The 12,133-nt window shown below is 71.0% G+C and carries 9 protein-coding genes; 7 read left to right on the forward strand and 2 right to left on the reverse strand.

The features are described 5' to 3' along the window. Nucleotides 1-63: 63 nt before the first annotated feature. Entirely contained in the window at nt 64-1,614 is a 1,551-nt protein-coding gene (locus IF04_RS0134745; RefSeq protein ID WP_030267475.1) for an FAD-binding oxidoreductase, read from the forward strand. Nucleotides 1,615-1,735: 121 nt separating this feature from the next. Here IF04_RS0134745 and IF04_RS0134750 read toward each other — a convergent pair whose 3' ends face one another. Then, nucleotides 1,736-2,554 carry a phosphatase PAP2 family protein gene (locus tag IF04_RS0134750; RefSeq protein WP_078601192.1) on the reverse strand — a complete coding sequence of 273 codons (819 nt, stop codon included), beginning with the start codon at nt 2,552-2,554 and terminating at the stop codon, nt 1,736-1,738. Nucleotides 2,555-2,786: 232 nt separating this feature from the next. Continuing rightward, a complete protein-coding gene (locus tag IF04_RS0134755) occupies nt 2,787-3,773 on the reverse strand; it encodes a C40 family peptidase (RefSeq protein ID WP_211259905.1) in 987 nt (328 codons plus the stop codon). 383 nt (nt 3,774-4,156) lie between these two features. On the opposite strand from IF04_RS0134755, the gene IF04_RS0134760 reads away from it, so the two are divergent. From IF04_RS0134760 to IF04_RS0134785, 6 genes are all read left to right on the forward strand, one after another. Next, nucleotides 4,157-4,465, forward strand: coding sequence for a hypothetical protein (locus tag IF04_RS0134760; protein ID WP_030267484.1), 309 nt, complete (start codon nt 4,157-4,159; stop codon nt 4,463-4,465). Between the two features lie 484 nt (nt 4,466-4,949). Next, the gene (locus tag IF04_RS0134765; protein ID WP_030267487.1) at nt 4,950-5,813 is read left to right on the forward strand and encodes a hypothetical protein; all 864 of its coding nucleotides are present in this window, start codon (nt 4,950-4,952) and stop codon (nt 5,811-5,813) included. Nucleotides 5,814-5,823: 10 nt separating this feature from the next. Beyond that, nucleotides 5,824-7,152: a hypothetical protein gene (locus IF04_RS0134770; RefSeq protein ID WP_106975736.1), complete on the forward strand. Its 1,329-nt coding sequence runs from the start codon at nt 5,824-5,826 to the stop codon at nt 7,150-7,152. Beyond that, nucleotides 7,149-8,711: an SCO6880 family protein gene (locus IF04_RS0134775; protein ID WP_030267493.1), complete on the forward strand. Its 1,563-nt coding sequence runs from the start codon at nt 7,149-7,151 to the stop codon at nt 8,709-8,711. Before IF04_RS0134770 ends, IF04_RS0134775 begins: the two co-directional genes overlap by 4 nt. 28 nt (nt 8,712-8,739) lie before the next feature. Then, nucleotides 8,740-10,179 carry an ATP-binding protein gene (locus IF04_RS0134780; protein WP_030267497.1) on the forward strand — a complete coding sequence of 480 codons (1,440 nt, stop codon included), beginning with the start codon at nt 8,740-8,742 and terminating at the stop codon, nt 10,177-10,179. A gap of 105 nt (nt 10,180-10,284) precedes the next feature. Beyond that, nucleotides 10,285-11,955, forward strand: a complete 1,671-nt coding sequence (locus tag IF04_RS0134785; RefSeq protein ID WP_030267499.1) for a hypothetical protein — start codon at nt 10,285-10,287, stop codon at nt 11,953-11,955. Nucleotides 11,956-12,133: the final 178 nt, after the last annotated feature.

The following is a 12,133-nucleotide window of genomic DNA, read 5'->3' on the forward strand; positions in this document are numbered from 1 at the left end:
CGCATCTGGCTGGGGGAAGGCAACGGCACAGCGCCTCTGGCGCGATTCGGCAAGGGGGCGGCCGTGAGGCGGCGCACACTTCTGCAGGCGGGCGGCGGGCTCGCGGCGACCACGGCGGCCTGGACGGTGGCAGGCGGTACGGGAGCGGGCCACGCGGCGGGCGCCCGCGCGGCCACGGGGGCCGCGGCCTCGAGGACCTCCTGGGACGCGCTCCGCACGGGCCTGGACGGGCAGCTGATACGGCCGGGCGACGCCGCGTACGCCACCGCGCGCCGCCTCTACAACACCCGTTACGACACGCTGAAGCCGGCGGCCGTGGCGTACGTGAAGCACGCCGCGGACATAGCCGAGTGCCTGGCCTTCGCGCGCCGCCACGGCACGCCCGTCGCCATCCGCAACGGCGGCCATTCCTACGCGGGCTGGTCCAGCGGCGACAACCGCCTGATCGTCGACGTCTCCGCGCTCTCCAAGGTCTCCGCGCCGTCCGGCGGCACCACCCGCATCGGCGCAGGCGCCAAGCTGATCGACGTGTACGAGGGCCTGGGCAAGCACGGCGTGACGGTCCCCGGCGGCTCCTGCCCGACCGTCGGCATCTCCGGCCTGACCCTCGGCGGCGGCCATGGCGTGGTCTCCCGCGCGTACGGCCTGACCTGCGACAGCCTCGTCGGCGCGACGCTCGTCACGGCCGACGGCAAGACCCTGCACTGCGACGCGAAGGAGCACGCCGACCTCTTCTGGGCGCTGCGCGGCGCGGGCAACGGCAACTTCGGCGTGGTCACCGAGCTGCGCTTCCGTACGCACAAGGCCCCCAAGGCGGTCATGGCATACATGACATGGCCCTGGTCCAAGGCGGCCGCGGTGCTGCGCTCCTGGCAGCAGTGGGGCCCGGACCAGGCCGACGAGATCTGGTCGAGCTGCCATCTGGACGCGCGCCCCGGCGCCACCCCCACCGTCTCCGTCGCCGCCTTCTCCCTCGGCTCGTACCGCGACCTCCAGAACGCCGTCGACAAGCTCGCCGACCGCGCGGGCGGCCCCGGCCCCGCCTCCTCGGTCTCGCTCAAGCCCAAGCCGTACCTGGACGCCATGGAGGCGTACGCAGGCTGCTCGACGAAGACCACGGCCCAGTGCCACCAGCCGGGAAAGGTCCCCGGGCGCACCCCCTCGGGGCAGCTGGGCCGGGAGACCTACGCGGCCCGCTCTGACTTCTTCGACCGCTCACTGAGCGCGGCGGGCATCCGTACGGTCATCGACCAGATCGAGCGCGCGGGCCGCAACGGCGTCAACGGCAACGTCGCCTTCACCGCCCTGGGTGGCGCGATCAACCGTGTACAGCCGACCGCCACCGCCTTCGTGCACCGCCGCTCGCGCTTCCTCGCGCAGTACCTCGCCTCCTGGGCGCCGGGCGGCACGGGCAAGGCCCAGAGCGCCTGGCTGGGCGGCATGCACACCGCGATGCGCCGGTACGCCTCCGGCGCCGCCTACCAGAACTACGCCGACCCGGCCCTGAAGGACTGGAGGCAGGCGTACTACGGGGCGGCCGCCGACCGCCTCACGAAGGTGAAGCAGGCGTACGACCCGCAGCACCTGTTCCGGACGTTCCCGCAGGCCCTGTAGGCGGCCGGCTCCTTGAATACACGTCGAATACACGTCGGCCCCGCCCGGAGTCCGGGCGGGGCCGATATGTGTCCGTCCCTCGGATCGTGAGTCCGACCCTCGGATCGGGGAGTCCCTCGGGTCAGGCCGCGAGGTCCTTGTCCCGGTCCTTGCGGCCGGCCGGTACGCCCTCCGTACGGCGCGGCGCGCCGGCCGGGCCGGGCGGCTCCGGAAACCCGTCGGGGCCCCCGGCCCCGACGGCACCGGCCGCCCCCGCGGGCCCGAACGCGTCCGTCACAGCCGCGCCGTCCCCCTCGCCCGCTCCGCCTACGTGCGCCGTGCCCGCGCGGGGCACCTGGACCAGCGCCCCGATACGGGAGGCCGCGATCGCCTTCATGAGCGGCACGAGCAGCGCCTGGGCGAGCGGCGCGAACAGCAGCGCGACCGCCGTGCCCAGCGCGAACCCGCCGATGACGTCCGTCGGGTAGTGCACGCCCATGTAGACCCGGCACAGGCCCTCCAGGAGCGCCAGGCCGATGCCGATGAGCCCGAACTTGCGGTGCGCGATGAAGATGCCGACGCCGACGGCCATGGTCAGCGTGGCGTGGTCGCTCACGAACGAGAAGTCGTTCTTGCCCGCCACCAGGACCTCCAGGCCCTGGTGGTCCTTGAACGGGCGTGGCCGCGCCACGAACTCCCGGATCGGGATGTTGGCCAGCAGCGCGATGCCGGCGGCCAGCGGCGCCCACACCAGGCCCGCCACGGCGGCGGGCGCGTCGGCCTTCTTACGGGCGCCCCACCAGCCGATGAGGCACAGGATCGCCAGCCCGGCGATGATGCCGTACTCGCCGACGTACTCCATCACCTGGTCGAACCAGTGCGGAGCGTCCTTGGCGAGGCCGTTGACCTCGAAGAGCAGGCCAACGTCGGGGTTCGACCCGTCCAGTGCGAGTCCAGCCATGTGCCGGGGCCCCTAACCTTTCGCGCGCGTGAGCGCCGTCCGAGTGCTGCCAACCCCCGTGGTCGTCGAGCAATTGCGGTGTGCGCCGCGCCTTCCGTCGCCGTGCTCCGGCAGCGCCACTCACACCCACTCCAAGGAAACGTCATGCACCCGCATGACGTTCCACATTCCACCGGATGATCACCAGGACGTTATCGAAGCTTGACTCATCTCCGCAGCTCAGGCCCCATGTTCACGCAGCGTTCCGACGAGGGAGCGCTTTTGCGCCATCTTCCGTGACGCGAGTGGCGCCGATGTAGTCAGGGGTGTCGATCTTGTCGAACCGGATCACCGCCCCCGTGTACGGGGCGTTGATCATGTAGCCGCCCCCCACATAGATCCCGACGTGGTGGATCGACCGCGGGTCCTTCAGGTCGTACGCGAAGAACACCAGGTCGCCGGGGAGCAGCTCGTCCCGCTTCGGGTGCGGTCCGGCATTCCACTGGTCGTTGGCGACGCGGGGCAGCTCGACCCCGACCGACTTGAACGCGGCCTTGGTCAGTCCCGAACAGTCGAACCGGCCACCCTGCTCCGCCGTCCCGTTCCCGCCCCACAGGTACGGCGTGCCGAGCTTCTTCTGTGCGTAGTAGATCGCCCCGGCCGCCTGCTGCGAGGGCTGCACCCGCTGCGTGGGGGCTTCGAAGCTCTTCGCGAGGGTGGTGATGACCTTGACGTAATTCTGCGTCTCCCGGTACGGCGGCACACCGTCGTACTGGATGACGCGGTAGGCCCCCGCGTTGTACGCCGCGAGCATGTTGTGGGTGGCGTCCCCGGGGACGTTCTTCACGTACTTGGCCAGTTCGCAGTCGTACGAGGCCGCCGACGCGATCGCGTCCACCGGGTCCCACACGTCCTTGTCGCCGTCGTTGTCACCGTCGACGCCGTGCGTGGCCCACGTACCGGGGATGAACTGCGCGAGTCCCTGCGCCGCCGCCGGGCTCTGCGCCTTGGGGTTCCAGCCGCTCTCCTGGTAGAGCTGCGCGGCCAGTAACGCCGGGTTGATCGCGGGGCACAGCGTGCCCCACTTCTGCACGTGCGGCTGATACGCCGCCGGCACCGCGCCCTTCGCCAGCCCGACGACCCGCCCAGCGGCCCCGCCGAGCCCGGCCGCCGCATACGTACCGATGATCAGCAGCGCGAGAAAACAGGCACCGAGGCCCGCTCCGATGCCCGCACCCATCCAGACCTTGCGCACCGCACCCCTCACCCCCACATCGACCCCGTCAGGCTACCGACGAACCGTGTCCCTGTCCGCCCCGCCTCAAACCGGCGTTCCCCGCACACAGTTCCCCTCGGCCACGCTCTCGCCGCCCGGCCACCGGTCGACCACCCATCGTTCGCCGATCGACCGTCAATTGCTCAGCGTGACCCCGCGTGGTACACACGGTGAAAATGCCGGGCCCTGTGGACGACGCGCGCACCCCTGCCCTCGCCACCCACACGGGATCCGCCAAAGTTTGACGGCAAGTCGACATCCTCACGGGCAATCGTCAGCGAAGATAGAGGCTGGCCGTGCCATGTGGTGCGGGAGACAACAACCCATTAGGGGCGGTGAGTTCACTTATGTTCATTGCGGCCGAAAAGGGCGACATCACCACCATTATCGGCGGAATCGCCCCAGACTGGGGCCCGTTCGGAAGCCTGGGCCAGGAGGCACGGGTCATGGTCGAAGTGGTGATGGCGGTGGCCATCCTCCTCTGCCTCGGCATCGCGATCTGGGGTGCGGCGAAGCAGCGCATCGGCGCCACGGCGCTCCGCGACACCTTCAGCGCCGAGCAGGGCAAGGGCCTGATCGTCGCCGGCCTGACCGGCGTCTTCATCATCGGGTCCCTGGGCACCCTCTTCACCATCGTCTACGGGATGGCGGTCTAGGGCATGCCTTTCGGATCATCCCGGGACCGCGACGCAAAAGGCACGCCCTAACCGGCCGAAACGTCACCGCCCGCCGGGCCGCGCGGCAGCCATCGCGCGCCGGCCTCCGCCTCCCGTCCCGTACACCCGTCGTACGCCTGTCCGTACGCCCCGCCCGTCCGTCCACGCGCCCACCACGCGCTCTCCCGCGCCGCGCCCCGGCTCACGTCCCATGGTCGTCGTCTGTGCGCGGCCGCCCCACCTGGCCCACATTCCCACCCGAGGCCACATGCTGATGCCCATTCCGTCCACCCACCCACAGCGGACTCCGAACCCACCGCGTAGTTATCCACAGGCGCTGCGGGCGGGTTCGCCGTTCCGTCACAGTGGGGTGTACTCGTACCAGGACGCCCTGGCCGCCTCGCACGCGGCTACGGTCGTACCCGGGTTGCGGCAAGGCGACGGCGAAAGCGGCAGCGATGCCGGTTGAGGGGGCACAGGCACCATGAGTCTCGGAGATGACGGAGCGTACGGCGGCGGGGAGTACGGCGGCCAGGGTCCCGCCGGCCAGACGCGTACCAGACTTCCCGGCAGCGAGGGCGACGTGTACGGCACGGGCCGCCGCCCCCGCAGCGGCATGTCCAGCCGCAATCTGGTGACGATCGTCGGCGTGGTCGTCCTGCTCATCGCAGCCATCGCCTTCGCCAACCGCGGCGACGACGACTCCACTTCCGACTCCCCCAACGCCAACTCGGGCGCCCCGGCGGCCCAGCCCACCACCCCAACGGGCCAGCGCCCGGTCTCCGGCAAGAACTCCGAGAACCCCGCCATCCCTTCCGGCTTCCCCAAGTCGGAAGCGGGTGCCCAGTCGGCGGCGGCGAATTATGCGGTTGCCCTCGCCAGTGACGGCATGTACAGGTCCGACGCGCGTGACGCGATCATCGACGCTGTGTACGCGCCGACCGCCGCGGCTGCCCGCAAGCAGAGCCTGCGCAAGGTGTACGACGATCCCAAGTTCCTTGCCGGCGTCGGGCTCGACAAGGACGGCAGGGCTCCGGACGGCATGACCTTCGTGTCCCGGGCGAACCCAGTCGGGACGAAGGTCGAGAAGTTCGGTGGGACGTCCGCCACGGTCGCCGTCTGGAACTCCTCCCTGTTCGGCCTCGCCGGCGAAGGCTCGGAGAACCCGGTCACGGAGAGCTGGTACACGACCACCATGAAGCTGCAGTGGGCCGGTGGTGACTGGAAGGTCACCGACGTCTCGCAGGAGAAGGGGCCGGCGCCGGTCGGCCGCGACCAGGCCGCCGCGACGGCCGAGGAGATGTCCAAGGCCGTCGAAGGGTTCGGAGGGTTCACGTATGCCCGGTAAGTCTCCCCGCATGCATACATCCGGCCGCCGCGCCCTCTCGCTCGCGGCAGCGTTCGCCGGCGTTCAGGCGTGGGCCGTCCTCTTCGCCTCGCGCGCCTTCGCCGAGCCATCGCCGAAGCCGAGCGACAACCCCTGTGACCTGCTCACCGACAAGGCCAAGGAGCTCTGCGAGGAGCGCGGCTCGGGAGGCGGCGGTGGGTCCCCATCCCCTCCTGTCGGCGACAGCAACCCCTTGGACCCCCTCCAGTCCCTCGCCAAGGGCTGTGCCGACGCCGCCGCGTGGATCGTCACCAAGCTGTCCGACGCCGTGAAGGCGACCTCGCAGGTGGACTTCACGAACGCCGCGTTCCTGCGCCAGTACGCCGTCGTCTTCGCCGCCTCCACGATCCTCACGCTCGTGCTCTGGCTGCTCGCCGTGGCCAAGCGTGCCGTCCGCGGCGTGCGCCTCACCGAGGCCATCGGTGAGGCGGTCGGCTTCCTGTGGCTCACCGTCCTCGCCTCCGCCTTCACCCCCCTGATCCTCTACACCGTCGTCTCCGCCACCGACGGCGTCACCGAGATCATCGCCAAGGGGACAGGCGCCCAGACGGACATCTTCTTCGGGTCGTTCTCCGAGGCGCTGAAGAAGGGGACCGACATCGGCGGCGGCCCGATCATGCTGATCGTCGTCGCCCTCGTCTCCGTGCTCGCCGCCGGCATCCTCTGGCTGGAGCTGGTGATCCGCGCCGCCCTGCTGTACGTCGGCGCCCTGCTCGGCACGGTCGTCTACGCCGGCCTGGTCGACAAGAACATGTGGGGCCACGTCCGCCGCTGGGCCGGCATCATGATCGCCGTGATCATGGTGAAGCCGGTCATCGTGATCGTGCTGGGCATCGCCGGCGCCCTCTCCTCCGAGAGGGGCCCCGACTCCTTCTCCGCCATCGTCTCCGGCCTCGCGATCATCCTGCTCGCCATCTTCGCGAGCGCCATGATCTACCGCTTCGTCCCCGGCTTCGGCGACGAGATCATGGCGGCGCGTACGAGCAAGAAGGCCGCGACGGACGGCAGTCAGGCCGCCGCGCTCATCTCCTCCCCCGCCGCCCTCGTCTCCCAGGGAATCAAGACCCACAGCTCACGCAACGGCGGCGGCAACACCGGCGACAACGGCAGCGGCGGCCAGTCCCGCCCGGCCGACGCCGTGGCCGGCGGCGTCGCCGCGCACAGCTCCCGCAGCGGATCCGGCGGCTCCGGCGGCTCCGGCGCGACCGCCCCACCCGCACCCCGTACGAGCCCGGGCCCCCGCGCGGCCTCGGGCGGTTCCGCCCGCACCGGCAACACAGCAGGAGGTGATGGGCGTTGAGCACCCAGTCCCACCCGATCACGCCCCGACGCACGTATCTGATCGGCCGCGCCCGCCCCAACGCCGTCATCGGCAAGAACCGCGAGACCGGCGAGATCGCCCTGATCATCGCCGGCGCGTTCCTCGGCATGATGTGCGGCCTCCTCGTGCCCGTACTGCCGCTGCGCATCGTGACGCTCACCGGCTTCCCGATGCTGGCCCTGGCCGCGGTGTACGTCCCGTACCGCGGCCGGACGTTCTACAAGTGGTTCGAGATCAACCGCAGTTACAAGCGGACCCTGCGCAAGGGCACGACGTACCGCTCCGGCGCGCCCGAGGCGGGCATCAGCCTGGACGGCCGCGAGGTGGAGATCGGCCCGCCGCCCGGCATCGGCCGCATCAACTGGCTCTCCGCGCCCTTCGGCCCGGACGAGATCGCCGTGCTGCTGCACGCCGACCGCCGCACGGTCACCGCGGCGATAGAGATCGAGGGCCCGGGCGTCGGCCTGCGCGACAGCGAGGACCAGGAGGCACTGGTCGACCGCTTCGGCACGCTGCTGAAGCACGTCGCGAACGGCGACGGCTTCGTGACCCGTCTGCAGATGCTCGCCCGCACCCTCCCCGCCGACCCGGACGCACACGCCAAGGACGTCGCCCAGCGCGGCGACCGGAACTCCCCGGCGTGGCTGCAGGAGTCCTACGACCAACTGCAGTCGATGGTCTCCACCTCCTCCGAGCAGCACCGCGCGTACCTCGTCGCCTGTATGCACTACACCCGCGAGCTGGCCGCCGAGGCGGAGACCATGGCCCGCGCGGCCCGCGCGCACAACGGCGGGCTGCTGCGGAAGCGCCTGGACAAGGACGCGGGCCTCGCCGTCGTCATGGCCCGCGAGCTGACCGACATCTGCGCCCGCCTCGCCGAGGCCGACATCCGCGTACGCCAGCCTCTCGGCCAGGCCCGGCTCGCCTCCCTCGTGCACTCCATGTACGACCCGGACCACCCCATCGACCACATCCAGGCGATGAGCAAGCGCAACGCCTGGCCGGCCGAGCTGGACGCGATGGAGCCCACGTACCTCCAGGCCAAGACGCGCGAGTCGACGACCCGCGCGCCCTGGTGCCACGCCACCGCGTGGGTCAAGGAGTGGCCGCTGACCCCGGTCGGCGTCAACTTCCTCGCACCATTGCTCGTGCACACCCCTGATGTGATCCGTACGGTCGCGGTCTGCATGGACCTGGAGCCGACCGAGGTCGCGATCGAACGCATGCTGACCGAGAAGACGAACGACGACGCGGAGGCCAGCCGCGCGGCCAAGATGAACCGCGTCGTGGACCCGCGCGACGTGGCCCACCACGGCCGCGTCGACCAGCGCGGCGAGGACCTGGCGTCCGGCGCGGCCGGCGTGAACCTCGTCGGTTACCTCACCGTCTCGTCCCGCTCCCCCGAAGCGCTGGCCCGCGACAAGCGGACCATCCGCGCCTCGGCCGGCAAGTCCTATCTCAAGCTGGAGTGGTGCGACCGCGAGCACCACAGGGCCTTCGTCAACACGCTTCCGTTCGCGACCGGGATCCGCCGCTAAGCCGCTGGGAGGCGCGTACGTCATGGCCATGCTCGATCCGCTCGCCGCGCTCACCGAGGCGTTCACCAGCTTCCTGTTCGGGAAGGTGGAGACGACCAGGCTGCCCGTACGGACCTCCACCGGGCAGGCCCAGGCCGTCTATCTGCCCACCGCGGCGCCAGGCCTCGGCGACTCCGGCGTGATCATCGGCCGCGAGGTGTACAGCGGCAAGGGGTACATCTACGACCCCTTCCAGCTGTACGGCCAGCAGCTGCCGGCCCCGCACTGGCTCGTCCTCGGCGAGTCCGGCAACGGCAAGTCCGCGCTGGAGAAGACGTACGTGCTGCGCCAGCTCCGGTTCCGCGACCGCCAGGTCGTGGTGCTCGACGCACAGGGCGAGGACGGCGTCGGCGAGTGGAACCTCATCGCCGAACAGCTCGGCATAACCCCGATCCGGCTGGACCCCACGGCGGCGCTGAACGGCGGCATCCGCCTGAACCCGCTGGACCCGTCGATCACCACCACCGGCCAGCTGGCGCTGCTCCGCACGATCATCGAGGTGGCCATGGGCCACGGCCTCGACGAGCGCGCCGGCTTCGCCCTCAAGGTCGCGCACGCATACGTCAACGAGACCATCACCGACCGCCAGCCGGTCCTCACGGACATCGTCGAGCAGCTCCGCCACCCGAAGCCGGAGTCGGCCGAGGCGATGAACGTCGACCTGGACGACGTACGGGCCTGGGGCCTGGACGTGGCCCTCGTACTGGACCGCCTCGTCGACGGTGACCTCCGCGGCATGTTCGACGGCCCGACGACCGCGGGCATCGACCTCGACGCGCCGCTGATCGTCTTCGACCTCTCCCACATCGACCGCAACTCGATCGCGATGCCGATCCTGATGGCGATCGTCGGTGTCTGGCTGGAGCACACCTGGATCCGCCCCGACCGGAAGAAACGGATCTTCCTGGTCGAGGAGGCCTGGCACATCATCAACTCCCCGTTCGTCGCCCAGCTCTTCCAGCGTCTGCTGAAGTTCGGCCGACGCCTGGGCCTCTCCTTCGTCGCCGTCGTCCACCACCTCAGTGACGTCGTGGACGGCGCGGCGGCACGGGAAGCGGCGGCCATCCTCAAGATGGCGTCGACCCGGACGATCTACGCCCAGAAGGCGGACGAGGCACGGGCCACGGGACGGGTACTGGGCCTGCCACGGTGGGCGGTGGAGATCATCCCCACCCTGACTCCCGGTATCGCGGTCTGGGACGTCAACGGCAACGTCCAGGTCGTCAAGCACCTGATCACCGAGGCCGAACGCCCGCTGGTCTACACCGACCGCGCCATGACCGAGTCCTCCGTGGCCGAAGCGTCCGGTCAACCCACGGAGGAGGCCCGGGCCCTGGAGCGCGCGGCGGACGCCGAGGCCGAAGCACGCGCCGAAGCGATGGCCCTGGCCCGCCAGCTCAGCAACGAATCGAGCGAGACGGTGGCGTAGGACACGGGGCCGGGGGCCCGCGGACGGTACGAAGAACGAGCGCACGGTAAGTCGGTGGCGTAAGAGAGACGGACCGACGGGCGGTACGAAGGACGGGTCGGTGGCGTGAGCGACGGGTACGACCGATACGACCGGCAGGGGCAGGCGTACGGCGGGAACGGAGCCGGCGGCGGAGCCGGGCCCCGGCGCCGGGAGCGCGGCATCCCCGACTCGCTGCTCGTCGGCGTGCTCGCCTTCCTCCTGGGCCTGACGGTCCTCGTATGGCTCGCCACGGGCCTCTCCGGCCTCTTCGCCCACGGCAACTGGCCCGATGGGCTGTCCTTCGCCCGCACCCCCCTCGCCATGCGCGAACTGGCCACCCAGCCGCACGACCTGCCCGCGGCCTGGCCCGCCACCCCCGACGGCCAGCTCTCGGGCTACGGCCTCTTCTGGGGCGTCTTCATCAGCGAACTGATGGTCCTGGTCGTCCTCACGATCTTCGCCCTCGGCACGATCACCCGCTTCCGCGCGGTACGCGCGGAACGCCGCGCGAATCGACGGGCGGAGAGGGCGGCCCCACCTGTAACTCCGGCGGCACCAGCCGCAGTCCCGGCCGCTCCGGCGGCGGATGCGGCCCCGGTCCCGCCGGGATCCGGCACCCCAGTCGGCGCCCCAGCCTCAGCCGCAGCCGTGGACGGCCGTATGACGGGTACGGAGGCAGCGCCCGTACCGACTGCCGTACCGGCCCCACAGCCGCCCCCGGACGCCCGTACGAACGCCCCCACCAGCGCCCCCACCGGCGTTCCCACCGGCGTCCCGGCCAACGTCCCCACCAACGCCGTTACCGACGACGCCCCCGCGCTCCCCCGCGTCCACTATCACCACCGCTCCGAGCGACACGCTGCCCGCGCTGCCGCGCTCGCCGCGATCACGGCCGCCGAGGGACCGCTCCTCGTGGCCACGACCGACCCGACGCTCTGGGCCGAGAGCAAGGACGCCCGCGCGAAGCTCGGACCGCTGCACGCGTACGACCCGCTGCACCTCCTCGACACCCCCGCCCGCCTGCGCTGGTCCCCCACCGCGGGCTGCGAGGACATCGCCGTCGCCGGTACCCGCGCGGCCGCTCTCCTCGCCCCCGTACGCCCGATGAGCACGCTCGATTCGGCCCTGGCGGACGCCGCTGAGACGTTGTTGCGCTGCTGGCTGCACGCGGCCGCCGTGGACGGCAGGCCGTTCCGGCAGATCCACCGCTGGGCCCAGGGCAGCGGCGCCGCCCATGAGCCCGTACGCATACTCCGTACGAACTCCAAGGCCGCGGCCGGCCGCGCCGGCGAGCTGGAGTCCGTACTGACGGCCCACCCCGAACGCCGCGACATGGCCCAGCAATTGGTCGCCCGCGCGCTCGCCGCGCTCTCCTCCGTCCACATCCGGGACGCTTGCAATCCAGGGCGAGCCGATGCGCTCGCGCTTGATTCCTTCGTGGCCGAGGGGGGAACGCTTTACGTAGTGGGCGAGTCGACCGAGGACCCGCGTACGACACCGGGTGCGATGCCCTTGCTTACCGCACTCGTCTCGAGCGTGGTCGAGCGCGGCCGCCGCATGGCCGAACGGTCATCTGACGGTCGCCTCGACCCACCACTCACCCTGGTCCTCGACGACATCGCAGCCCTGGCCCCGATCCCCGCGCTCCCCGAGCTCCTCGAATCGGGCGCCCCCCAGGGCCTCCTGACCCTGGCCACCGTCCGCTCCCCCGAACAAGCCCGCACCCGCTGGCCCCAGGCCTCCCTCCCGGCCTGACGCCTGACTCGCCCTACGGGGCCGCCTGACTCGCCCTATGGGTGGGCCGGAACTTGGTGCTGCGCCTGCCAAGGAGCCCAAACGCAGAAAAGCCCCGCACCATACGGTGCGGGGCTTTCCCACAATGATTGTTCGGCGGCGTCCTACTCTCCCACAGGGTCCCCCCTGCAGTACCATC

Origin of the sequence: Streptomyces violens (assembly GCF_000717745.1) — a bacterium.
GTDB lineage: Bacteria > Actinomycetota > Actinomycetes > Streptomycetales > Streptomycetaceae > Streptomyces > Streptomyces violens.

Coding starts and splice junctions, on each gene's coding strand:
- IF04_RS0134770 (WP_106975736.1), top strand. CDS start 5,824: ATGCATACATCCGGCCGCCGCGCCCTCTCGCTCGCGGCAGCGTTCGCC.
- IF04_RS0134765 (WP_030267487.1), top strand. CDS start 4,950: ATGAGTCTCGGAGATGACGGAGCGTACGGCGGCGGGGAGTACGGCGGC.
- IF04_RS0134760 (WP_030267484.1), top strand. CDS start 4,157: ATGTTCATTGCGGCCGAAAAGGGCGACATCACCACCATTATCGGCGGA.
- IF04_RS0134750 (WP_078601192.1), bottom strand. CDS start 2,554: ATGGCTGGACTCGCACTGGACGGGTCGAACCCCGACGTTGGCCTGCTC.
- IF04_RS0134755 (WP_211259905.1), bottom strand. CDS start 3,773: ATGGGTGCGGGCATCGGAGCGGGCCTCGGTGCCTGTTTTCTCGCGCTG.
- IF04_RS0134780 (WP_030267497.1), top strand. CDS start 8,740: ATGCTCGATCCGCTCGCCGCGCTCACCGAGGCGTTCACCAGCTTCCTG.